Consider the following 23,952-nt stretch of genomic DNA (forward strand, 5'->3'; position numbering starts at 1 on the left):
CGGGAGGGTTACCTTAGTAACCGAGGCCCTTGCGATTGTCATACTCGCCCTGCGGGTTGTCCGCAGGCGTGTAGAGCTTGGATTCCGTGATGATGAACTTCTCCGGCTCCTTGCCGTCCTTCAGGAAGGCGTCGAGCGCGTCGAAGGCAGGACCCGCCATGTTCGGGGTCAGTTCCACGGTCGCATTGGCTTCGCCGGCAACCATGGCAGCGAAGATATCCGGAACGGCGTCGATCGAAACGACGAGGATGTCAGTGCCCGGCTTCAGGCCGGCATCCTTGATCGCCTGGATGGCGCCGACGGCCATGTCGTCATTGTGGGCATACATCGCGCAGATGTCCTTGCCGCCATTTTCTGCCTTCAGGAAGCCTTCCATGACTTCCTTGCCCTTGGCGCGGGTAAAGTCGCCGGTCTGGCTGCGAGCAATCGAGATGTTGGACTTGCCGGCGATCGCTTCTTCGAAGCCCTTCTTGCGGTTGATGGCAGGCGTCGAACCGACGGTGCCCTGCAGCTCGACCACCTTGCACGGCTTGTCGCCGACGGTGTTGACCAGCCATTCGCCGGCAACACGGCCTTCCTTCACCTGGTCGGAAGCGACCGAGGTCAGGTAAAGATCCTGCGGAGCGTCAACGCCGCGGTCGAGCAGGATGACCGGGATTTCGGCTTCCTTGGCTTCGGTCAGAACGTCTTCCCAGCCGGTTGCGACGACGGGAGCAACCAGGATGGCGTCAACGCCCTGGGCGATGAAGCCACGGATGGCCTTGATCTGGTTTTCCTGCTTCTGCTGGGCATCGGCGAACTTCAGTTCGATGCCGCGCTTTTCAGCTTCGAGCTTGGTGACGGAAGTTTCAGCAGCGCGCCAGCCGGATTCCGAACCGATCTGCGAGAAGCCGACGGTCAGGTCTGCAGCCATGGCAGACGAGCAGCCGAGTGCGATCACGCTTGCGCTGAGCGCAAGCTTGCGAAGAAATGTCATGATGTCCTCCCTTGAAAAGACACCGCCTCCACGGTGCCTGGCATTATGCATAGGCAAAGCTTCGAGACCTGTAAAGTGCAAAAGTACTATTATATGTTGTGCGTTGCAGCATAATCCTGAGCTACACTTCGCCGCCCCTCGTCAGGACCTCGGGGGCCGAAAGGTTAACATGGTCAAAAAGCACTGGCCGAGTATAGGCAAAGCAGGCGAACGCGAAAGCCCTGAAATACAGGGGTTACAGCGACGCCTCCCCAATTTTCGTAATTTCCTGTTAACCAGTTTTCTTTATATTTCCCGATGCACGATGGCTGTGCCTCCGCATGAGCGATTCCGGCTCCCGCTATTCGAGACAGGAATACCAAATGGCAGTGATCACCTTCGCGAATACGAAGGGCGGCGCAGGAAAGACGACTGCGGCCCTTCTTCTGGCCACCGAACTTCTCCACCGCAACTACCGAGTTTGCGTGATAGACGCCGACCCCCAGCGGTGGTTCTCCAAGTGGTACGAAGGCGCTGCATTGATGCCGAGGCTTTCCGTCGAGACCTATGTCTCCGCACCAACCATTCAAAAGATCGTCCACGAGCGCCGCAGCCAGTGGGATTTCGTCATCGTCGACCTTCCCGGCCTCCAGTCACCCCTGCTCGCCTCGGCCGTTGGACTATCGGACCACGTCATCGTTCCGATCCAGGGCTCGAGCATGGACGCGCAGGGAGGCGCCCAGGTGCTTGATCTCCTGCGCTACCTCGACCGCAAGGCGGGCATTCGCATTCCGCATTCCGTCGTCCTGTCCCGGGTCAATCCGGCCATCACGACTCGTTCGATGCAGGCGGTGAAGCGTCTGCTGTCGGAGCAGGACATCCGCGTCTTCGACACACCGATTGCTGAACGCGCCGCATTCCGGGAAATGTTCGACATGCATCGCCCGCTTCGAAAGCTCGACAATGCCCCGACCGCGGGTGGCGAAAAGGCAATCCTGAACGCACGGGCCTTCGCCGACGAGGTCCTGTCGCACGTCAATATTGGCAAGGCAGCAGCCCCTGCTTGCGCTGCAAGACGCAATCTGCAGACACTGGAGACCGCCGCCTGAGGGCTCCATCACAACACAACCAACGGAAGCAGAAATTCTTGCGAGGCGTCGCGGCCAACAGCCCGGCGCCTCCTTTCGTTTTCTGGTCATTTTGCGACAGCGATGTCGCTGCTGCAATTTTGCCCGATAACTTCTCTAGCCTTCGCCAAATCACGATTCCGTCAGGCGTCGTGAAAGGCAACAAGGAGATTGCGACGTAAGAGATGACGGAACAGCGCGGGCGATGGGCGAAATCGCCACATTCCTGCCGGATTTCATAGTGGCCTTGAGCCCGGCCCACGCGAAATTCTCATCTGTCATTCCTTATAAAGCAGCTATCGAAAGGACCGCTGGTGCGCCAAAAAGATACAATTTTTCGCAGCGCAAAATTGCATTGGTACCATTCGCAACCGATTTGCGGCGCGCTGAGAAGTCAACTAATGCACTGATAGAAATACGTATTTTTTCGCAAAAGTGACATGACACGCCAAAACCGGATTTGCAGCCCAACAATTTGTCTAGAATTTTCGCGGCACTGCAACATCTTGACACCATGGACGTTCTCCCGGACCATTCCCGCACTTGGCTAGGTGGGTGAGACTTGTTCAACCGGTTGTGACCGGAGAAGGGTTTTGTGGCGTTGTCGAAAGATTGGAGCTGCAATGGATTACACTAGCAAGATCTGGGTGCTGGTTCTGGACGACAACCCGGTTCTCATCGACGGGCTGAACTTCCTCATCAACTCTACCCGCCAACTGCATGCGATTATCCTGCCGCAACGCAATCAAAAGCTGTGCGAAGCCATCGAAAAGCTCGAGCCCGACGTGATCGTGGCAGACCCGAACTTCCTGGACGGACTGGTCTCCGAATGCGGCCTGCAACTGCAGGACCTTCGCGCCAGGACCAAGCTGATCGCTTATTGTGATGCGCGAGAAACGCAGTCTGGAGAGACCTATATAAACCGTGGCTACAGTGGTGTGGTCACGAAGACGGTTGCCAGCCCACGCCTCCTGCGCGCGATCAAAAGCGTCCATGCCGGAGATGTCGTCATCGACGAAACAGTGCTCGCGCTGTCGGATCGACCGTCCAGACCCTGCGCAATCGACCAGCGGAAGCTGTCCATGAAGGAAGAGTTCGTCCTTCGCCATGTGGCACTCGGCAAAGCGATGAAAGAGATCGCAGCTGACATTCAGCTGAGCGCAAAGACGGTCGAGACATATAAGTATAGAGCAATAAAAAAGCTCGATCTTCGGACAAGATCAGATATTGTAAATTATGCAATAAGCGTAGGCTGGCTTCAGCACTAGTAATTTCCACATAGACATTAGAAAAGCCGCGTCATTTTGATTGCGGCTTTTTTGCGTTTTAATTTTCTATTTATCATGAAATTCTGAAATTTACTTTTTAGAAGACGGGAAATTCCTGACAAACGTCGTATTTTCCTGACTTTGATCAGGACAGCAATACTGCCAATTCTACAGCCGACATTAACGGAAGTTAACAATCGGCAAGCCCCAAGCTCGGGTTCTGCCGACCGGATAGAGGGCAGCAAATGGCTAGGATCAGCGTATTTGGGATCGGTTATGTCGGCGTCGTCGCCGCGGCATGCCTGGCAAAGGACGGCCATGAAGTGGTCGCGGTGGATATAGATCCTGCCAAGGTGGATACGATCAATCGCGGCAAGACCCCCATTGTCGAAAAGGGCCTTGAACCGCTGATCGAGATGACGGTGGCCAATGGCAGCCTCCGGGCCACGCTCGATATCGACGAGGCGATCGCCGCGACCGATCTATCCTTTGTCTGCGTGGGCACGCCGAGTGCGCCGGATGGCTCCGTCGGCCTGACCTATGTGGTCAAGGCCTGCGAGGCCATCGCCGAGGCTATTGCCCGTAAGAAAGCCTTTCATTCGGTCGTCGTTCGCTCGACCATCGTGCCCGGCACGATGGACAAGGTCTGCATCCCGGCACTGGAAGCCGCGTCTGGCCTGATCGCGGGCAAGGATTTCGGCGTCGGTTACTATCCCGAATTCCTGCGCGAAAGCACGGCCATCGAAGATTACTACGATCCGGGCTTGATCGTGTTCGGTGCGATCGATGAGACGACCGACAAGATCCTGCACGAGATCAATGCCGGTCTGCCCTGCGTCTGCCACTCGGTGCCGCTCGCGACCGCCGAGATGATCAAGTATACCAGCAACTCCTGGCGCGCCGTGAAGGTCACCTTCGCCAACGAAATCGGTAACATCGCCAAGGCCTGCGGCGTCGATGGCCAGCAGGTGATGAAGATCCTGTGCTCGGATCTCAAGGTCAACATTTCCCCCTACTTCATGCGTCCGGGCTTCGCCTTCGGTGGCTCCTGCCTGCCCAAGGACGTGCGTGCGCTCCGCCATCTGGCCAAGGAAGCGCATGTCGAAAGCGCCCTTCTCGACGCAGTCCTCGAAGCCAACGAAGCCCAGATCGACCGCGCTGAGACCATGGTTTCCCAGATGGGCGGCCAGACGATCGGCATGGTCGGCATCAGTTTCAAGACGGGCACCGACGACTTGCGCGAGAGCCCGCTGGCGAGCCTCGCGTCACGCCTGATCGCCAAGGGTTATGATCTGAAGATCTACGACCCCTTCGTCCAGCAGGCCTATGCCGAGGGCATGAGCGGGGCCGGTCGCGGCAACGACACTTCGATCGACCTGAAGAACCGGCTGGTCGGAGAACTCGACGACCTCATCGACTCCTCGGATGTCATCCTCGTCGGCAATCACTATGCCGAGGCGATGCAGGCTCTCGACCAGTCGAGCGATAAGGTGCCGATGGTCGACCTGTTGCGCATCCGGCCGGACATCCGCTCGTCCGGCACCTACCAGGGCATCTGCTGGTAAGGAGCGCCGATATGCTGGCCCACGTCATCTATCTCTTGTCCATGACGATCCTGGCGCTCAGCGTGCCGCACCCGACCGTATCTGCGGTCTCCGGCACCCTGATCACCGTCGGACTGATTGGCGCCTGGCGTTATGCCTGGGCCGGGATCAACCTGGCGCGGGCCGCCTATTTCCTCAACTTCGCCTATCCTCGGCGGCGCCGTCAGGCCGCCGAGGCCTACAAAGCCCGGGGTTTGAAGGATCATGCCTACTTCTTGGTCACGACCTACAAAATCGCTCCTGAGATTTCGACCCGCGTTTATCGCTCGATCTTCGAGGCCGCCTTCCGGGCATCCGGCGGCGCGACCATTGTCGCTTCCATCGTCGATGAGGCAGATGCGCGCCTCATCCGTCGGGTCATGGCATCGGTTGCCCTCCACCATCCCGGCCGCGAAGCGACCGTCGGCCTGAAGATCGACAAGATCGAGGGTACCGGCAAGCGTGACGCGCTCGCAACCTCGCTCCGCTCGATCGCAAGGCTCAATCCCGGCCGCAACGACATCGTCATCTTCGTCGACGGTGACAGCTGCGTGCCCCATGATGTCGTTGACCGCAGCATTCCCTTCTTCACCGATCCGAGCATCGGTGCCGTCACCACCGACGAACTCAGCGACACCCAGGGCGGACGCCTCTTCCGCGACTGGTTCGACCTCCGCTTCTCGCAGCGCCACGTCATGATGTCGTCGATGTCTTTGGGCGGACGTGTGCTCACCCTTACCGGCCGCATGTCGATCTTTCGCGCAAGCCTTGCGACCGATCCCGGCTTCGTCGACCTCGTCCGCAACGATTTCATCGACCACTGGCGTCTCGGCCGTGTCCACTTCCTGACCGGCGACGACAAGTCTACCTGGTTCTGGCTGCTGCAGCGCGGCTACAAGATGCTCTATCTGCCGGATCTCTGCACCCTGTCGATCGAGACCCAGCCCAAGGACGGCTTCTTCGAATCCGCCACGACGCTGATGACCCGCTGGTTCGGCAACATGCTGCGCACCAACGCCCGGGCGCTCGCCCTTCCCGCCTCGCGCATCGGCTATTTCACCTGGTGGTCGATCCTCGATCAGGCGCTGTCGATCTGGACGACGCTGGCCGGCCCCGCGAGCATCCTCTTGGCCGCTTTCTTCGTCAGCCCCTGGATCCTGCCGATCTACATCGCCTGGGTCATGTTCACCCGCTACCTGTTCTGCACGGTCATCATGGCCTTTCGCGGCGAGAGCTTCCCGATCACCTACCCCTTCCTGCTGTATTTCAGCCAGGTCGGCGGCGCGATCGTCAAGAGCTTCATCCTCTTCCGCCTCGATCGCCAGAGATGGACCCGTCAGTCGGGCTCCGGCTCAAACCGGACCATCCCACTTGGCCAGCGCTGGCGCGCCATGAGCTCCACCTACATGCACTGCCTTGCCATCGGATGGCTCATCCTCGGCGTGGCCTATGTCGGCAACATCATCTAACCCGTTAAGGACCGTAACCATGGATATCGAAACGAAGGCCGTACGCGACACCGCTTCCAAGGGCTACGCCGGACAGGCAGAAAGCTTCCCGATCTTGCTCGACACGGGCACCGAACACCCGAAGACCAACATCCCCTTCGTCACCGTGATCGACGGTCGCCAGTTCAGCGGCCGCAGCCTCTCGCTCGTTTCCGCCACAGTCTCCGGCCTTGCCGGTCCGGAACTCGAGGGCAAGGAGCGCATTGCCGTCCTGCGTTTCGATTTCGATGGCTACACGATTTCCCTGCAGGTCGATGTCCGCATCAGCCGCACCCATGCAGAAACAGGCGAAGTGCGCCTCGATTTCCTCGAGCCGACCGGCGAACACCTCCCGACCCTGCGTTACCTCCTGAACAGCTATATCGCCGGTGACATCACCTCGGTCGATGGCATCATCACCCTGCGAGAGAGGGCAGCAGTCAGCGGCAGCAAGAAGCAGGCGGGTCAGGCGAGCATAAGCAACATCGTCGGTCGCGGTCTCAAGATGGCAGCAACCGTTGCCTTCAGCCTTGCCCTTGCCGGGATCGCCGCCAACCTCGTCTACGAGCGCGTCTTCTCCAAGGAGGTGAAGCAGCTTGCGGTGCTGTCTGCCGGCGGCCAGCCGTTGCGTGCCATTGCCAGCGGCCAGATTTCCTATCTCGACCTTGGCGCCACCCGCGGCGAGGTGCTTTACACGCTTCAATCGGTCTCCGGCACGACGCTCAGCGTCAACATGCCCTGCGATTGCCGTATCCTGCCGACCCGCGCCGGTGAGGGCTCGACGGTCATGGCCGGCGACGCGATCGTCGAGGTCGTCGACGAAACGGCAACCCCGATCGTGCAGGCCGTCGTTTCCGCCGATCAGGCCAAGCAACTCGTCTCTGGCGACATCGCCGAACTGCGTTTCTCGGACGGCAAGGTCGCCTTCGGCAGCCTCGCCCAGAATGCCGAAGCCCTGACGGCGGTTGGCAACGAAGGCGAGATGCGTGCCTTGATCGAGCCGAATACCGAGCTCGGCAGCGAAGCCGTCGGCTCCCCCGTCTCCGTCCGCATCATCAGCCAGCGCATCTTCACGCTCCGCCAGAAGCTTGGCCAGTGGTTCAGCGAAGGAGCGGCAAGCTGAGTAGCCCGTCCAGGCAGACTATCCCGCGCAATCACTCCAACGGATTCACAGGAGCAGCCATGCAAGACGTTCATCCCCTTATCCTCTGCGGAGGAATCGGCACGCGCCTCTGGCCTCTGTCGCGCACGGAACATCCCAAGCAGTTCCAGCGCATCGACGGCAATTCGGAGACCACCTTCTTCCACGCAACCGTCGAACGCCATCGCGCGCCGGGCTTCGCCGACCCGATCGTTGCCGTCAGCAGCGCCCATGTCGCAACGGTGCTACGCCAGCTGAGTGACCTCAAGTGCCCGGCCCGCGTTCTCGCCGAGCCGATCTCGCGCAACACCGGTCCGGCCGTGCTCGCAGCCGCCCTGACACTTGCCAAGACCGATCCGGCATCGCTGATCTGCGTCATCCCCTCCGACCACATCGTCAAGGGAGACCTGCCGGCCAACGTGCTCGCCGCTCGCAGGGCCGCGGAACAGGGCCACATAGTTCTCTTCGGCGTTCCGCCGGAATACCCGGAGACCGGCTATGGCTACATCGTCGACGGCGGCGCCCTCGAGGATCTCACCTGCGCCCGCAAGGTGTCGAGCTTCATCGAAAAGCCGCCGGTGGAAGTCGCAACGGCCCTCATCGACGCCGGCGGCGCTTACTGGGCCTCGGGCTTGAGCCTCTTCAGAGCCGACGTCCTGATCGAAGAGTTCAAGCGCCTCGATCCAACGACCTTCGAGGCCGTGAAGAACGCGCTCGATCATGGCTTCGAGACCGAGCACGCATTCTATCTCAATGCCGAGGCCCTGCAGCCGGCCGCCAATCTGCCAACCGAGTCCATCGTCTTCGAACATTCGCCCCGCACCGTGATTGCTCCCCTGCTCGTGGCATGGAGCGATGTCGGGGCCTGGAATGCCCTGCACCACATCGCCGAGAAAGACGATGACGGCAACGTCCTGAGCGGTGACGTCATCAGCATCGACACTCGCAACTCCTATGTGCGCGCATCGAGCAAGCTGGTTGCCGTTGTCGGCATGGATGATGTGGTCGTGGTCGACACCGACGATGCCCTGCTCATCACGACGCGGGATCAGGCCCAGCAGGTCAAGCAGATCGTCAAGAAGCTTGAGAGCATCAAGCGCCGCGAACTCGCCCAGCACATGCGCAACCAGATGGCCTGGGGTGAGGTCCGCCGTGTCCAATCAGGCCCGGGCTACGAGCTGCGAATGATGACGCTGCGCCCCGGCACCATGCTGCCGATCGCAGAAGATGCCTCGTCACACCGCATGGTGACGGTGACGACAGGATCCGGGCTTTTGAAGACCGGTGCCGTCACACGGCCGCTGCGCATGGGTGACAATTTCGAGGTGCCAGCCGGCGAGGCGGCGTCGATCTATTGCGGCCCGGAAACCGAAATGCAGTTGGTCGAAGTCGTCTGCGAAGTCGCTGTCGCCGCATCCGTCGATGCGGTGGCCACCCTGCAACTCGTGCACAGCTGAGGAATGGCGATGCGCAAGGGGCTCCCTCTTCTTCTGACACTCTTGATGACGTCGACCGCTCCCGGCCTGCGCGCCGAGAGCTTCGGCCACGCTGACGTGGACGGACTGACCCGGACAGTTTCGGAGATCAGAGGACAGCTTCGCGACCCCGCCTCCCGAAAGGACGACGTGCGCGCGCTCCTCTCCGGTCGCTTGGCCGAGGTTCGACAGGACGGCGCTGAAACGCCCCTCGCCCTCGACCGCCTCGCGACCGCCGGGAAGCTGCATACGGTGCCCATCGACTTCATGCTGGCCCAGCTGCGCTTGCAGACGGCAAGGCATTTCAATGTCGAGATCGAAAAGGCGCTGGCCAACCGCGCGGCACCGGCGCTCTTCATCCGCGGCGGCTCGATGACGCTCGACCAGTTGCTGGCCGAAGCAGCAAACAGTCATCCCGGCGCTTTGGAGCAGAAGGGAGAGAAAGTCGTCTCCCATTGGCCGATCGTCATTTGGTCCGATTCCGCGCTGGTGATTGCCCCCGGGCAGTCGCTCGAGCTGTCGACGGAGGATGGTGCCTTTATCCTGAATTCCGGGCTTCTGACCGTGGACGGCGGCGAACTCTCCGCTTCGGACGGCACCAACCCGGGTCTCAACGCCTTCCGTCCCTTCGTGGCGACCGCCATGACCGGCGCTGTGCAGGCCCGGCGAGCCCACTTCAAAAGCCTCGGCTTTGGCGGTTCCGGCGCAACCAGCGGCCTCTCCGTGCTTGGCGCCGCCCTCTTCCCCTCCAAGATTGCCTCCTATCTGACGGATAGCAGCTTCGAGAACATGTCGGGCATCAGTCTCGAAAACACCCATCGGGTGGTCGTTTCAGACAACCACTTCTCTGGCGGAACAGGTCCGGCCATCGCATTGAAAGGCGTCACCGGGGCACAAATCCGGGACAACGTCATCACCGGCACCACCGAGGCCCAGGCGATCGATGTGCAGAACACCAGTTCTTCGATCGACGTCACCGGCAATATCCTCATCGGCAATCGCGGCAGCGGCATCTTCGTTGCCAACGATGCGCGCGACATTGCAATCACCGACAATCTCCTGTCGGGCAATGGACGCGGCGGTGTCTCCGTTGTTCGAAGCGCCTGCGTGACGATCACCGACAATATCGTGCTGTCGAACAGCCAGGTCGGGATCAAGCTGCGCGCCAGCCACGCGTTGACCCTCTCGCGCAATGATCTCGTCGCCAATGCCGGCGCGGGTGTCTCGATCGTCGACCAGGATGAGAACGCACGCGTCGTCGTCGACGGCAATGTGTTTACGGGCAACAAGTCCGGCATCCATGGCGGCGCCGCGAGCGAAGTAGCTCTGACAGCCAATGACTTTAGCGGCCAGTCGCCGATCCTGCTCGACGGCGAATTCGCCCCGTACGTGCCGCATCTCTTGCGGGCAGCCGCAGGCTCCAACGCGGACAGTCGCGCCCTCACCATTCACGCCAACACGTCGTCCGCCGATCCGGTGGACTGCAAGACCGGGAGCTGACAATGGTTTTCTCGTCAGAGACTTTCCTGTTTCTCTTTTTGCCGCTGTTCCTGGCTGCCTATTACCTGACCCCGGACCGGTTCAAGTCCTGGACCATTCTGATCGGGTCCTACCTCTTTTACTGTTGGTGGCGACCGGACTTCCTCTTGCTCTTCGTCGGCGTGACGGCCTGGGCCTATGGCTGTGGTCTGATGATCGAGCGGTGGGAAGGCCAGGCCAAGGCGAAAATCCCGCTCATACTTGGTGTGGTGGGCTGCCTTTCCGTCCTTGGCGTCTTCAAGTATCTGAATTTCTTCGTCGACAGCTTTGCCGCCCTGCTCGGCACGACGCCCGATGATCTCGGAATCCACTGGCGCCTGATCCTGCCGATCGGCATTTCCTTCTACGTCTTCCAGGCCGTCGGCTATGTCATCGACGTCTACCGAAAGGACACGCCGGCAACCCGCAACTTCGTCGATTTTGCCGCCTTCATTGCGCTCTTCCCCCAGTTGATCGCCGGCCCCATCCTCCGTTTCAAGGATCTGGCTGACCAGTTCCATTCCCGCAGCCATAGCCTCGCTCTCTTTTCGACTGGCCTCGGTGTCTTCACGATCGGCCTTGCAAAGAAGGTCCTCCTCGCCGACTCGATCGCCCCTGTCGCAGACGCAGCCTTCGCGTCAGGCAACGTCACCTTCGTCGAGGGCTGGCTCGGTGCAGCTGCCTACACGCTGCAGCTCTATTTCGACTTCTCCGGCTATTCTGACATGGCCATCGGCCTTGGCCTGATGATGGGCTTCAAGTTCGTCCGCAACTTCGACACGCCCTATGTGAGCGCCTCGATCACCGAATTCTGGCAGCGCTGGCACATCAGCCTGTCGACCTGGCTGCGCGACTATCTCTACATCCCACTCGGCGGCAATCGCATGGGTCCGCTGCGCACTTATCTCAATCTCTTCCTCGTGATGCTGCTCGGCGGGCTGTGGCACGGCGCTGCCTGGACCTTTGTATTCTGGGGCGCCTGGCATGGCGGATGGCTCGCGATCGAGCGTTACACGGGATACGCCCGGGCCGGGCTCAACAAAGCCTTCACCGTTCCGGCAACCCTCCTGCTTGTTGTCATCGGCTGGGTCATGTTCCGCGCCGCAAGCGTTGGCGAAGCCTTCTCGGTCTATGCCGGCATGCTCGGACTAAACGGCATGGCGCCGAGCCTGGAATTCCTAGCAAGCGTCAACCAGGAGCACCTCGTCTTCATCATGATTGCCGTCGTGGCCGTGGTGATGGAGCCCCGCTTCAAGCACCTGACCGATCCGGACCGCGTGCCGCTTATCGGGACACCGCAGGTGGCGGCCGATGGCACGGTGATTGCAACGTCGTCGATCGCCTATCCGCTCGCAATGACCGCTCTCCTGGCGGTGACGATCGCACGCCTCGCCGAGCAGTCGGCCTCACCATTCCTCTATTTCCAGTTCTGACAGGAGCAAGACCATGCCCAGTCTGCGCCAGTACACAGCGACACTGCTTCTGCCCTCCGCCTTCTTCGGCTACGCGCTCTATGCGAATTCGGCCCTGCTGACGAATGCGGCCTCCCCGGCAGCCCAGGCTTCGGAGGCGAGGAACCTCTCGCTTTCCTACGTCATGGACGGCGAGGCGACACGCGATCTCGATACGCTCTACAAGAATGAACTTCCCCATCGCGCAGCCTCTGTCGGTCTGTTCGGCAACGCGCGCTACGCGCTTCTCGGAGCGGGCCGAAAGGGCGTCGTCGTCGGTGACGACGGATGGTTCTTCACCGCAGAAGAATTCAAGACCGTCTCGCCCAGCGACATTGACGACGCCGTCCAGCGGATCGTGGAAGTCAAGCGAGAGCTTGAAGCCCGAGGCATCCAGTTGGTGCTCGCACCGCTGCCGGCAAAGTCCGACCTTTATGCCGAAGACGTGCCCTCCCTCGTCCGCAGCGCCGCCATGGCTGACGCCTATCGCGACTTTTCGACTGCTCTTCAGAAACAGGGGATCATCGTCGCGGACACCCGCGCCACGATGCTGACGGCAAAACCATTCGGCGACGTATTCCTGAAGTCGGACACGCATTGGTCGCCGGCCGGCGCCAATGCCGCAGCAGAGGCCGTCCAGTCAAGCCTTCAGCTGAGCGGCATAGATCTTGCCCCGCAGGATCTGACCGCGCAGTGGCAGACCCCGGTGACCCTGTGGGGAGATCTGACCAAGTTCGTCACCTCTCCAGACTATGCACCGACGGTCGGCCTGGCGGAGGAAAGCGTGCCGATCTACCGGACGCGGGTCAGTGAGGCGGCAAGCGGCGCCGACATCTTCGGCGACGATTCCTCCGTCCCGGTCATGCTCGTCGGCACCAGCTACAGCGCCAACGAGAACTGGTCATTCGCCGATTTCCTCCGCCAATCGCTGCAAGCCGATGTCGTGAACGTGGCGAAGGAAGGTCTCGGACCCGGCGTCCCGATGATGGACCTGCTTGCCGGTTCCACGCTCGACGAGACCGACCCGACCGTCGTCGTCTGGGAGTTCCCGGTCCGCTATCTCGGCACCAAGACACTCTGGCAGCGTGACGGTGAGACGAAGACGGAGGGCGGCAATGTCTGATCGTCTCGTCCGCCTGCTCTGCTCGGCCCTTGTAGGATTGCCTCTGATGGCAGCCTCGCCCGCCCATGCGGTCAAGCCCCTCTTTCCACGCAACCCGCCGGAAGCCGCCGAACCTGCCAAACCGGTGAAGCGCAAGACGATGGGGCCTGCCTCGCATCTGCCGCTCGCCTTGCAGGAGGCGCGCAAGCGGCTGCTGGCCGGCAAGCGGGTTTCCTATCAAGAGCTTCAGTCGCTCGCTGATGCCAAGGACGGGATCGGCGCCTTCAAGCTGGCCGAGCGGATCCAGAAACAGGGCGATCCGAAGCTCGCGACCGACGCGCTGCACTACTTCGCCATCGCCGCCTATCAAGACCGCGGCTACGCGGTGCGGCACATGATGGACATCCTCGGCAACGACAGCCTGGAGCTCGCGCCTTCCCATCTTGAAAGCGCGGAAGCAGCCCTTCGGCGGGAGGCACGCAAAGGAAACGACCAGGCGGTTGAGGGTCTCATCCGGCTCTACAGCGAGGGCCGGCGGTTCGGCGACAAGCGCGACGAACTGGAATCCCTGCTCGCCTCCGGCAAGGGCAAGAAGAGCGGCGACACCGCTTTCAAGCTTGCCGTGCTTCTCCTCTCCGATCGCGACCGCACGCCTGAAAAGACCGAGCAAGCCAGCCGATTTCTGACGATCGCCAAGGAGAACGGCAGCATCGGGATGAAGGCGGCGGCCAGCAACCTTCTGGCCCAGCTTGAGACGAAGTCCAGTGAAACAAACATGGAGGTTATGCCATGACCCGAGTTCGCAAGACACGCATACTCGCCGGCACCGCACTCGCGGCCGTCATCGTGGCGTCCGGCCATCACGCCCGCGCCGAAATGCCCGAAGGCGATGCCGCCTCCAGCTACGGATGCCGCAGCCTGGAGGAAATCGCTGAGCTCCAGATGATCGAAGGTCAGGATGGAATGTTCTTCCGTATCCTTGCCGACCTGCGCCTGCAGCACGCTTTCACCGATCAGACGGTCGATCATCTTGCCGCCATGGCGAAAGCCCTGGAGAAGAATGGCACGACCCTGATCTATGTGCCGCTTCCCACCAAGTCGCAGGTTCTTCCGGAACTCGTGCCGGAGCGCGCTTCCCTCTATGGCTTCGATGCCGGGATCGCCACGGAAATCTACGACGACGTCGTTCGCCGCCTGAACGACAAGGGCGTCGCTGCCGTCGACATCGCCACGCCGATGCGAAAGAACAATCGCAATAGTTTCGGCGAGTATTCCTTCTTCCAGGCAGACTTCCACTGGACGGCCCACGGCGCAGACGTCGCAGCCAAGGCGATCGGCGACCGGCTGAAGGCATTGCCGGCCTATGCTGACGTGACCCCGGTCCGCTTCGACATGCGGGAAGTGCCACCGCCGGAAGAATTCTCGAGCATGCGCGAAATGCTGCAGAAGCACTGCATCTCGCATGTGCCGACCGTGACGGCCCACACCTACGAGGCTGTGCGCGTCGAGGATGACGCAGCCGAGTCAGGCGCCATGGACATCTTCGGCAGCGGCGATGAGACCGCCATTGCCCTGATCGGCACCAGTTACTCCGACAAGCCGATCAGCAATTTCTCGGGCTATCTGGAGCACTGGAGCAGCATCCCGGTCGAAAACTACTCGATCTCGGGCGGCAACCAGTTCGGTTCGATCCTCTCCTACATCACCTCCCGCGAGTTCCAGGAGCGCCGTCCTCGTTTCCTGATCTGGGAAAACCCGATCTACAACAATCTCGGCCAGTATGGTGCAGCCCCCTGGGCGGAAATCGTCGCCGCATCGCTCGGCGAATGCAGCCCCGCCATTCCTGCCAATGCCAGCGGCAGCAACACGGTCAAAGCCGATCTTTCGACGACGAAGCTCAGCGATGACGATGTCATCCTTGCCGATATCGGCAGTGACGTCAGCCGCAAGGCCACCTTCACGCTGACCGGCGCCGACGGCACCGTGCGCACCCGCTCGATCGAACGCGGTGACCGCCTGCGCTCCACCGGCCGCTATTTCTTCTCGCTCGGCGGCTTCCCCGAAGGTTCGATCGAGAAAGTCGCCGTCAGCTTCGACGCTCCGATCGACGACACCACCACCCTATCCATCTGCAAGACCAAAACTGGAGAACAGTCATGATGACCAAGGTCCCCACACGCTTCGCCCTCGCAACTTTTGCGGCCACCCTTGCCCTCTCGACTGCGGCTTTCGCCGACGACGGCGGGCTCTATGAAAAGCCGCTCGATCCCAACTCCGCCTTCGTCCGGGTGATTGCACCGGGTGCGACGACGGCATCCGTGCAGAACAGCGCCTTCAACCAGCTCGAAGAGGGTGTCTCGCCCTATGTAGCTGTGGCGCCCGGAGACATTCCTGTCTCCTCCAGCTTCGGCGAAGGCAGCGTCAAGGCGAGCGCCGGCAAGTTCTATTCCGTCGTCGTCACCAAGGCGGGTGCGACGACCGTCGTCGACGATATGACCAAGAATCCGTCCAAGGCGACGCTTTCGCTCTACAACCTCACCGAAAAGGCCGCGATCGATCTCTTCGTGCCCCAGGCAGGCGCAGAAGCCGTTTCGGATGTCGACAGCGGCGGCTCGAAGTCCGTGGCGCTCAGAGCACCGCTTGCCGTCGATCTGGTCGTTCGCGAAGGCGACAAGGATCTCGCCAAGCTCGACAAGGTCGAATTCAAGCGGCTCGCCGGTGTGACCATCGTAGTCACCGGCGAAGGCGATCAGGTCGACGCAGTCGCCGTTCCCAGCACCATTGCCCGATAATTGAAGACAGGTTCCGGAGGTTTATCATGACGATTGCAAGAATGGCGAAGTCGCTGCTGATGGCAGGCGTGATGACGATGGCCGCCGGAACCCCGGGGCGCTCGGCCGCCATCGACGTCCGGTTCGCACCGCCGGATGTCGAACTGCCGAAGCAGGCGGTCTGCGCACCGCGCGTCCGCGACGAAGACATGATCGCCGAATGGACGGCTTGGGATCAGAAGGCCCTGCCCAAACGAGCGACCTTCGCGATCACCCGCGACATGAACCGCATGCGCGATCTCGATGCGCGCAGGTTCGAACCGATCATCACCCGCATCCAGGCGCTGATGCCGACGGTCAAGAAGAATTACGACGAAACAGACGCCCTGTTCGATCGTGTTAAACTCATGCTGGCCAAGGGCGAAGGCGACAAGGTGCGCAACGAGGGCCTTGTGCAGAAGCTCATCGACGCCGGCTCCCATCCGGCAGGCTCGCTCAACACACTCGCCGATTATCTGATCGAAGGCCGCGGCATTGCCCAGGACAAGCAGGCCGGTCTGAAGATGAAGGTCCAGTCGGCCTATGGCGGCAATGCCGATGCGATCCTCGATCTCGCCCGCATGACCGAAGAGGGCCAGACCGTGGACGGCTGGGACATTGAACCCGAACTTGCCGTCAACATGGCCTTCGGCTCGCTGGTCGGCGTTCTCGACGAAGGCATCTGCGACCGCATCAGCCGCGTGGCCCGTGAATATGACGATGGCGAAGTGGTGGTGAAGGACCCGCAGCTGAGCATGGCCTGGTATCGTTTCGCCGCTGATCTCGGCGACACGGCCGCAGCCTGGGAAGTCGCGGAACTGAACCTGCTCAGCGAAAAGATCGTCAAGGACAACGAGGTCCTGCTCAAATATCTGAAGAAGGCAGCCGACGGCGGCAACATGTCCGCGATCCTTGAGATGGGCCGCCTCTATGCCGAGGGCGCCCTCCTACCCCGCGATAGAAAAAAGGCTTTCGACTATTTCAAGCAGGCGGAAGCCGCCGGAAACCAGGCTGGCATCATCAAGCAGGCGCAACTGCTCGAACAGACCAAGGACCGGTCACCGGAAGATGCGGCTGCTTATGAAGATCTCCTGCGCCAACTGATCGCCCGCAACGACCCGCCGCCATGGGCCTTTACTCGCCTCGCGCGTGTCATTCAGACCCGTGACGGCATCTGGAAATCGGCAGCGGAGGTCAAACCGCTCCTGGAAGAAGCCGTCAAGCGCGGTGACATCGAGGGGGGCATCGACCTGGCAGAGCTTCTCATGCGGGAAGACCTGTCGCCGAAAACCATCGCCCGTTCGACCGACCTCTTGTCCGGCGCCATCCACATCAACGGCGAAATCAATGCGATTGCCAAGCTGCAGCGCGTCTATCTCTGCATGGATCCGGCAGGCCCCGACATCGAGGCATCCAAATACTGGTCGAACATCGAGGCGGGCGCCGGCAACAAGACCCTCAACCTGGCACCCGAACAGATCGACAAGCTGCCGGAACTGAAAGATCCGATGGTCATTGCGGCCATCCAGACCCAGGCACTTTATGGCCGAGCCAGCGCGCTCGCGCTTTACCAGCGCTACCTGAAGGGCGCGGGCTACTCCGACCAGGTGCTCAAGTTCTGGGCGGAGCGCGCGGAAGTGCGGCGCGGCGCGACAGTCGAAGCAGCACTCCTCGAATTCAAGCAGAACCTGGAGAAAGGCCGCATCAACGATGCCAAGCGCAGCATCCAGATGACCGGCGAAGGCATGACCGTCGATGCCGGCCTGAGCTTTGCTCGCTTTCTCGTCAACAACTACGCGACCGATCCGGAAAGCGTCGCCCTTGCCAGGGAGATCCTGATGCCGCTCGCGGAGACCGGTTCGGGCCGGGCCGTCGGGCTGCTGAAGGACCTGGAGGGCTCCAACGTCGAGACCAGTTCCTCGCCACTCCAGCGTTTTGGTGACGTTATGCGCGGTCGCGGCGACATGTCGGCGCAACTTCTGCTGGCTGAAAACGCGACCTCGGAAGAGGATCAGGCACGCCTGTATCACCAGGCGATCAGCACGCAGCGCTGCGACTACGACGACACGATGGCTCTGGCCGAATTCTCCATCCGGCATCAGCGCCAGGATGCCGAGCGTTGGCTGTCGATCGCAAGCCACATTGCTGGTGACGACGCCTGGCGCAAGGTCAAGATCGCCGACGTCTACATGGCGCTCAACCAGCCGAAGACCCGGGAACGGGCGCTTGAACTGTACCAAGAAGCGCGCCTCGGCGGCGAGCCGGCTGCCTTCTATCGCCTCGTCAAATACTATGCCAACGACGCGACCGGGAGCTACGACCCCGAGAAGGCAAGCGACATCTTCGTGGACCTCGTGGAGAGCTCGGACATCAAGGACGTGCCCGAAAAACTCCTCATGCTGGCCAACATGAAGCCGGATATCCGGCGTCAGGTGTCACAGCGGATCGACGTGCGCGGTCTCTATGAGGAGGCAGCTGAAAACGGCCAGCCGGTGGCCATGCGCGAAGTGGCAAAACTGCTGCGCAGCGATGCGAAGGACAGCAAATCCATTCTCGCCGCCTTCAATTGGCTGAAGAAGGCGGCAGAGGCCGGCGATGCGGAGGCCATGTTCCTCCTGTCGCAATCCTACGCCTACGGGCTGGGCACGCGCACAGCTCTCGACGACGCACAAGCCTGGATGGCACGCGCGGCGGAAGCCGGGCATCCCGCAGCCACCCAGGTCCTGAAGCTCAACAACGCAGGAACGGAGGGCTGACCATTGGCCGATCTCAACCATTGGACACTGAACCGCCATATCGCAGCCTCGCTGCTCGCAATCACAGCCGCGATGGCAACAGCGCCAGCGGCGCAGGCTGCAGACGAGACCTGCTTCAAGACGCCGACGCCGGTCATGAGTCTCGGCTTCGGCAGTCGCTACGAAGCCGATTCCAAAAGTCGCTCCGACATCGATGAGGAGTCCGATGCAGCCGTGACCAAGGCTCTGAAGCCGATAGACCAGTTCATCCAGAACCTCGCCAAGATCGTTTCGAAGGCACAAACCGAGAAGGACGTCGCGACAAGGCGCGCCTATCACCGCTGTGTCGTGGATTCTGTTTACGCCTGGGCGAAGGCGGATGCTCTCAACGACATGCGCACGTTCAACGCCAAGCTGTCGGTGCCGGCACGGATCGGCGGCCTCGCCATCCTCTTTGCCGAAAGCCGTGACCAGGTTCCGGGGCTCCACGACCGGGAACGCATCGTGGAGAAGTGGCTGCAGAAGCGCGCGCAGGAGATCGTCTATTTCTTCGAAAACGAAGCGACCAAGGGGGCTGCCCGCAACAACCTGCGCGCCTGGGCCAGCATGGCTGTCGGCGAGGTCGGGGTGCTCAACCGGGACCGAGGTCTCGTCGAATGGTCGATCCTCAGCAACAACACCATGATTACCAATGCGGCGACCGATGGCAGCCTGCCGCTGGAAATGAATCGCCAGCGTTATGCCCTGCACTACCAATTGCACGCCATGACGCCGCTGGTCGCCTCCGTCGCAAGGCTCTGCGAGGCAGGATACGGCAAGGGCGGTGCAGATCTCGACAAACTGCGGACCATGGCGCACTTCTCGGTCAAGGCCGTGAAGGACCCGAAGATCGTGCAGAAGATCAATGGCAAGAGCCAGACGGTGAAACCGGGGCTGAAGAACAACCTCACGTCACTGGCTTGGCTGGAACCCTATGTGGCGCTCACCAACGATCTGGACATGGAGAAGGAATTCGCGTCGCTGAGACCGCTTTCAAATTCGAAGCTGGGCGGAAACCAGACCAATCTCTACGACGATCAAAGGATCAGTTGCACCATCACGGTACAGAACTGATCAGGGTCAGTCCGAGGACAGCCGGATACGATGACCAATCAGGGGCTGATCGCTTCGGGCAGCACCTGCCACGCTAGCGTCTGCGCCAGAGTCCATCTGCCAGTCCTGAATTTCAAGCTGGACGAGCGAACGGACAGCGTCGAGCGACCGCTCGCGGCCATGCGTGCCGGCCAGCGCCTCGCCCAGGCGGCTCAGAAGGTCTTCGGTCGGGATATGCGGGGACTGCGTCACCTCGGTGCTCCTCTGACGACATCCTGCTACAAACATGGGCATTGCGGAAGCCGTTCGCCATCAAAGCTGGCCCCAAACACTTAAAAAAGTCGCAATTCCTCGTGAGCGGCGCGCCCAAGCACGCCGCTTTCGAGCAGAATGGCAAACAAAGTGTGATGATCAGTGAGCGTCGGCCGGAAGACTCAACGGGGGCTTTGCGCCCCCGGAGTTGAATTAGGCAGCCATGCCCCAGGCGGAGGGATCGTCATCGCCGAACATGCGCTCGAGGCTGAGGAAGCAGATCATGCTCTTGTCATGGGCAATGATGCCGTCGGAGAAGGCTGCACTCGGGCCGGTCGCGGCCGGGAGAGGCTGCAGCGTGCTGCCAGCCACCGTCAGGATGTCGGAGACGCCGTCGACCAGCAGACCGACGGTCATGCCGTTGACTTCGGTGACAACAACGGCACTGCGCTCCGTCGCCTGGGCCGCCGGCATTCCGAGCTTCACAGCGAGATCGACGATCGGGATGACCGTCCCGCGAAGATTCATGACGCCGAGGACTTCGTAGGGCGAGTGCGGGATGGGCGTAACCGGGGCCCAGCCGCGGATTTCGCGGATCGATGTCGTCTTGACGCAGAACTCCTGTTGATGAAGCCGGAAGGCGATGATTTCGAGGGCATCGGCGGCGTTCGACGTCGTATTCATCTGCGATTTCCTCCTGCTGCGAGCCTGCGTCGGCTGGCAGCTTGTCACGATGTTGGTTCACCGGGGATCCCGGCGGCAGAGGCCTGCTCTGCACTCCAAATCAATTTAGCCCACCAGTAATTAAAGAATATCTAAATCAATTAGGAGAATGCGCAACGGGCGCTGCGGACATGCCCCTCACCGGGCAAGCATGGTGAAATGCGCCATCTGTCCGGCACTCCACCAAGAAAATTCTCGCAGCAGTGAGGGCGCGACCTCACCGATGCGACCGCCTTGAAGGCTGAGCATGCCCTGCGTCGTCGCGATCGCCAGTACATTTCCCACATGCTGGCGAGACACCTGAAAGCGCTGCGAGAGTGCATCATAGGTGAGCGCAAGCGGCCAGTCTTCGCCCAGCACCCCAGCCAGATGGGCACCCATGACGGCACAGAGCATGAGATATCCGCTGTCGCGACCGGTGAAGTCGACGACCGTCTCGAAGGGTGTGAACAGGACATCCATCGACTGGAAGGCAACGGTCGATCGGCCGATCAGCCGACAGATCAGCGACACATCGGCGTCCAGCGCTTCACGAAGTGAATGGCCTTCAAGCATGGCGGAAGCAGCAATGAAGGCAAGAGGGGAGCGGGCGATCTCCATGACGAGGGGCGGCGTTGGACGCAACCTGATTTCTCGCCGGTCTCGCGCATTCTGTTCTGCCACGACATAGCCACCGGCCCGCAAGCCCGAAATGAGATCGCTGACCTGGCGAGCGCTGCCGGGCACCAGCGTCTGCAGCAGGGTCATGGTCGGCGCGGGGCCCGTGCCCTCCTCGAAACGTGCCGACAACCCGATCAGCATATAGCAGGTGATGTAGCGCATCTTCTGCGCAAAGATCTTGTTGGCCGGCCAGCGGAATGCACTGGCCTCCACCATGCTGCGGCAATAGGCGTACACAGCCCTGTCGAAGCCCGGATGGGCAAGATAGCCGCTCGCCAATTGCCACACAGGTTCGCCCAGAAGCTCCGCGACACCGGGATGGACCACCAGTCGGTCCCGATCAGGTTCGGCACGCAATTGATCCATGGCACAACTCCAGACCAGAGTTGTGCATAGGACGGCAATTCACTGATGCCGTCGATTGGTAATTTTAGTAGTCAACCCTAATCAACGAAGATCTGAAGGCACCCTGCGACGCCTCGCCCCGCATCAGGGAACGCGTTTGGCAAGATCGTAGGCTGCGGCGCATCGCTGGCCGGATGCGCAATAAGCGAGGATCGGTCCCGACTGCCGGCTGATGATCGCTTTTAGATCGCGCGCCTGATCAATGGATATGGAGCCTGGGACGACCGGAAGATAATGCGCGTCGAGCCCGACCTCACGGGCTGAACTTGCAATTTCGTCAAAGGCCGGCTGAAAGAAGCCTTCCTTGTCCGGCCGCATGCAGATGACGGTCTTGAAGCCGAGTCCGGCAATCGCTTGCAGCTGCTGCGGCTTGATCTGTCCGGTGACATGGAAACTCGGATCTATGCTGCGAATGCTCATGAGAAGTCCTTCTAAAGACGGCTGCCCACCGAAGTCGCCGCCCAACACATACTATTTTTTATATATTTAGGATCTGCAGTAGGTGTCAACACTTGCCAGCGCCGATTTCTCATATATATTCGTATCTATGAAGATTGATCCTGAACAGATGAAGGCTGGTGCCGACATGGCCAGCGAACTCCTCAAGTCGCTATCCAATCGATATCGACTGCTGATCCTCTGCCGTCTGGCCGATGGCGAGCACTCCGTCGGTCAGCTTGCCGAATTCCTCGGGATCCGCGACAGCACCGTGTCGCAGCATCTGGCGCTGTTGCGCCGGGAGAAGATCATCATGGGGCGGCGCGACGGCCAGACCATCTGGTACCGGATCGAAAGCGAACCGGCACGCGCGATCATCGGCACACTCTACGACAGCTTCTGCAAGACCTCCGACTGCGCCGCCTGACGGCAACCAACGCCGTCTTCCATTCTACGAATGACGGCTTGACATCGGCTTACCTAATATATACGAATCATCGTAGATATGTATCTTAAGAAGAAAAACATGTCGATCGATCGCGCCGTTCTCGCCTTCGCAGGGTTCATGATCCTGCTTTCCCTTCTGCTGACGTACTTCGTGCATCCGGGCTTTGTCTGGTTCACCGCCTTTATCGGCGTGAACATGATACAGTCGGCCTTCACCGGTTTCTGTCCGGCGGCTACGATTTTCCGCAAGCTGGGGCTGCGCCCCGGCACAGCATTCTGAGGTCAAGTCATGCCGAAATCCGCCTTCATCGCCCTTTTTGCGGCAGCGACTGCCATGGGACTGACCGTCAGCCATGCCGCTGATCTCAAACTCGAAGCTGTCGACATCACGGAGATGAAGGCGGTCTACGGCCAGATCCAGCCGCGCAACAGCGTCCTGGCCCGGACAAGGCTGGGAGGCACCCTGGTCGAACTGAATGTCACCGAAGGCGACATCGTCAAGGCTGGCGATGTGATCGCCGAAGTGAAGGACGACAAGATCGACTTCCAGATCAAGGCCGTCGACGCTCAGCTACAGGGCCTCAATGCTTCTCTGCGGGATTCTGAGGTCGAACTGGATCGTGCCGATCGGCTGGTGCGCAGTGGCGCCACCAGCACCCAGCGTCTCGATCAGCTGAAGACCCAGCTGGACGTCGTCACCAACCAGGTCCGCCAGGCAGAAGCTCAGCGCTCCGTACTCGTCCAGCAGGCATCGGAAGGCGCAGTGCTCGCCCCCTCTGACGGGCGTGTTATTGCCGTTCCCGTGACCCGCGATGCCGTCGTCATGGCGGGCGAGACGGTTGCGACGATTGCCGGCGGCGGCTTTTTCCTGCGGCTCGCAATCCCCGAGCGTCATGCGCAGGACCTCACGCAGGGGGCACCGATCCGCATCGAGGCGGGTGGCGCGACGCTCGAAGGTGAACTCGTCAAGATCTATCCGCAGATCGAAGGCGGCCGGGTTACCGCTGACGTCGAGGTCGACGGGCTCGATACCGATTTCGTCGCAGCAAGGGTTTTGGTCGAACTGCCGGTGGGCAAGCGTCAGGCGCTTGTGGTGCCGGCAGCCTCCCTGTCGAACCGTTCCGGCGTCAACTTCGTCGCCGTGCGCGAGAACGACAAGATCGTCGAACGCGCCGTGGTTGCAGGCAGGCCTCTGGGGATCGACGGTGAGAAGCAGGTCGAAATACTCTCGGGCCTCGCGGCCGGCGATATCGTGGTGACAGAATGAGCACTCCCATCGACAG

The 23,952-nt window shown here is 61.0% G+C and carries 23 protein-coding genes; 18 read left to right on the top strand and 5 right to left on the bottom strand.

Translation table 11 applies throughout. The features are described from left to right. Positions 1 to 13: 13 nt before the first annotated feature. Positions 14 to 976, bottom strand: coding sequence for a galactofuranose ABC transporter, galactofuranose-binding protein YtfQ (ytfQ, locus tag ACQKP1_RS17350; protein ID WP_203017881.1), 963 nt, complete (start codon positions 974 to 976; stop codon positions 14 to 16). A gap of 362 nt (positions 977 to 1,338) precedes the next feature. On the opposite strand from ytfQ, the gene ACQKP1_RS17355 reads away from it, so the two are divergent. The 15 genes from ACQKP1_RS17355 (at position 1,339) to ACQKP1_RS17425 (ending at position 19,765) form a co-directional block, all read left to right on the top strand. Continuing rightward, a complete protein-coding gene (locus tag ACQKP1_RS17355; RefSeq protein ID WP_427276206.1) occupies positions 1,339 to 2,064 on the top strand; it encodes an AAA family ATPase in 726 nt (241 codons plus the stop codon). Between the two features lie 223 nt (positions 2,065 to 2,287). Further along, the gene (locus ACQKP1_RS17360; RefSeq protein WP_427276207.1) at positions 2,288 to 2,521 is read left to right on the top strand and encodes a hypothetical protein; all 234 of its coding nucleotides are present in this window, start codon (positions 2,288 to 2,290) and stop codon (positions 2,519 to 2,521) included. 208 nt (positions 2,522 to 2,729) lie between these two features. Beyond that, positions 2,730 to 3,350 (top strand): LuxR C-terminal-related transcriptional regulator, encoded by a 621-nt coding sequence (locus tag ACQKP1_RS17365; protein WP_427276208.1) that lies wholly within the window; start codon positions 2,730 to 2,732, stop codon positions 3,348 to 3,350. Between the two features lie 245 nt (positions 3,351 to 3,595). Further along, complete coding sequence (locus ACQKP1_RS17370) at positions 3,596 to 4,915, top strand: nucleotide sugar dehydrogenase (RefSeq protein ID WP_427276209.1); 1,320 nt, start codon at positions 3,596 to 3,598, stop codon at positions 4,913 to 4,915. 11 nt (positions 4,916 to 4,926) lie between these two features. After that, positions 4,927 to 6,402: a glycosyltransferase gene (locus ACQKP1_RS17375; RefSeq protein ID WP_427276210.1), complete on the top strand. Its 1,476-nt coding sequence runs from the start codon at positions 4,927 to 4,929 to the stop codon at positions 6,400 to 6,402. Positions 6,403 to 6,421: 19 nt separating this feature from the next. After that, positions 6,422 to 7,543 (top strand): pilus assembly protein PilZ, encoded by a 1,122-nt coding sequence (locus tag ACQKP1_RS17380; protein ID WP_427276211.1) that lies wholly within the window; start codon positions 6,422 to 6,424, stop codon positions 7,541 to 7,543. Positions 7,544 to 7,602: 59 nt separating this feature from the next. Further along, on the top strand, positions 7,603 to 9,018 hold the full coding sequence (locus tag ACQKP1_RS17385; RefSeq protein ID WP_203017894.1) for a mannose-1-phosphate guanylyltransferase: 1,416 nt from the start codon (positions 7,603 to 7,605) through the stop codon (positions 9,016 to 9,018). Between the two features lie 9 nt (positions 9,019 to 9,027). Beyond that, on the top strand, positions 9,028 to 10,536 hold the full coding sequence (locus ACQKP1_RS17390) for a NosD domain-containing protein (protein WP_427276212.1): 1,509 nt from the start codon (positions 9,028 to 9,030) through the stop codon (positions 10,534 to 10,536). Positions 10,537 to 10,538: 2 nt separating this feature from the next. Next, complete coding sequence (locus ACQKP1_RS17395) at positions 10,539 to 11,987, top strand: MBOAT family O-acyltransferase (protein WP_427276213.1); 1,449 nt, start codon at positions 10,539 to 10,541, stop codon at positions 11,985 to 11,987. 13 nt (positions 11,988 to 12,000) lie between these two features. Continuing rightward, positions 12,001 to 13,128 (top strand): alginate O-acetyltransferase, encoded by a 1,128-nt coding sequence (locus ACQKP1_RS17400; protein ID WP_427276214.1) that lies wholly within the window; start codon positions 12,001 to 12,003, stop codon positions 13,126 to 13,128. Next, positions 13,121 to 13,900 carry a hypothetical protein gene (locus ACQKP1_RS17405; RefSeq protein WP_427276215.1) on the top strand — a complete coding sequence of 260 codons (780 nt, stop codon included), beginning with the start codon at positions 13,121 to 13,123 and terminating at the stop codon, positions 13,898 to 13,900. Before ACQKP1_RS17400 ends, ACQKP1_RS17405 begins: the two co-directional genes overlap by 8 nt. After that, positions 13,897 to 15,267 (top strand): alginate O-acetyltransferase AlgX-related protein, encoded by a 1,371-nt coding sequence (locus ACQKP1_RS17410; protein ID WP_427276216.1) that lies wholly within the window; start codon positions 13,897 to 13,899, stop codon positions 15,265 to 15,267. Before ACQKP1_RS17405 ends, ACQKP1_RS17410 begins: the two co-directional genes overlap by 4 nt. Next, a complete protein-coding gene (locus ACQKP1_RS17415) occupies positions 15,264 to 15,899 on the top strand; it encodes an alginate O-acetyltransferase AlgF (RefSeq protein WP_427276217.1) in 636 nt (211 codons plus the stop codon). Before ACQKP1_RS17410 ends, ACQKP1_RS17415 begins: the two co-directional genes overlap by 4 nt. Before the next feature lie 26 nt (positions 15,900 to 15,925). Then, positions 15,926 to 18,673, top strand: a complete 2,748-nt coding sequence (locus ACQKP1_RS17420) for a tetratricopeptide repeat protein (protein ID WP_427276218.1) — start codon at positions 15,926 to 15,928, stop codon at positions 18,671 to 18,673. 3 nt (positions 18,674 to 18,676) lie between these two features. After that, positions 18,677 to 19,765 carry an alginate lyase family protein gene (locus ACQKP1_RS17425; RefSeq protein ID WP_427276219.1) on the top strand — a complete coding sequence of 363 codons (1,089 nt, stop codon included), beginning with the start codon at positions 18,677 to 18,679 and terminating at the stop codon, positions 19,763 to 19,765. Positions 19,766 to 19,771: 6 nt separating this feature from the next. Here ACQKP1_RS17425 and ACQKP1_RS17430 read toward each other — a convergent pair whose 3' ends face one another. The 4 genes from ACQKP1_RS17430 to ACQKP1_RS17445 form a co-directional block, all read right to left on the bottom strand. Continuing rightward, positions 19,772 to 19,996 carry a hypothetical protein gene (locus ACQKP1_RS17430; RefSeq protein ID WP_427276220.1) on the bottom strand — a complete coding sequence of 75 codons (225 nt, stop codon included), beginning with the start codon at positions 19,994 to 19,996 and terminating at the stop codon, positions 19,772 to 19,774. Positions 19,997 to 20,209: 213 nt separating this feature from the next. Further along, positions 20,210 to 20,680: a chemotaxis protein CheW gene (locus ACQKP1_RS17435; RefSeq protein WP_006724800.1), complete on the bottom strand. Its 471-nt coding sequence runs from the start codon at positions 20,678 to 20,680 to the stop codon at positions 20,210 to 20,212. A gap of 177 nt (positions 20,681 to 20,857) precedes the next feature. Next, the gene (locus ACQKP1_RS17440; RefSeq protein ID WP_427276221.1) at positions 20,858 to 21,745 is read right to left on the bottom strand and encodes a MarR family transcriptional regulator; all 888 of its coding nucleotides are present in this window, start codon (positions 21,743 to 21,745) and stop codon (positions 20,858 to 20,860) included. 123 nt (positions 21,746 to 21,868) lie between these two features. After that, positions 21,869 to 22,249: a TIGR01244 family sulfur transferase gene (locus ACQKP1_RS17445; RefSeq protein WP_427276222.1), complete on the bottom strand. Its 381-nt coding sequence runs from the start codon at positions 22,247 to 22,249 to the stop codon at positions 21,869 to 21,871. Between the two features lie 82 nt (positions 22,250 to 22,331). On the opposite strand from ACQKP1_RS17445, the gene ACQKP1_RS17450 reads away from it, so the two are divergent. From ACQKP1_RS17450 to ACQKP1_RS17460, 3 genes are all read left to right on the top strand, one after another. Next, entirely contained in the window at positions 22,332 to 22,649 is a 318-nt protein-coding gene (locus ACQKP1_RS17450) for an ArsR/SmtB family transcription factor (RefSeq protein WP_006724804.1), read from the top strand. Positions 22,650 to 22,748: 99 nt separating this feature from the next. After that, positions 22,749 to 22,949: a YgaP family membrane protein gene (locus ACQKP1_RS17455; RefSeq protein ID WP_427276223.1), complete on the top strand. Its 201-nt coding sequence runs from the start codon at positions 22,749 to 22,751 to the stop codon at positions 22,947 to 22,949. A gap of 9 nt (positions 22,950 to 22,958) precedes the next feature. Beyond that, entirely contained in the window at positions 22,959 to 23,936 is a 978-nt protein-coding gene (locus ACQKP1_RS17460; RefSeq protein ID WP_427276224.1) for an efflux RND transporter periplasmic adaptor subunit, read from the top strand. The last annotated feature ends 16 nt before the right edge of the window (positions 23,937 to 23,952 follow it).

Origin of the sequence: Allorhizobium sp. NPDC080224, from assembly GCF_050281005.1 — a bacterium.
In the GTDB taxonomy this organism is placed as follows: domain Bacteria; phylum Pseudomonadota; class Alphaproteobacteria; order Rhizobiales; family Rhizobiaceae; genus Allorhizobium.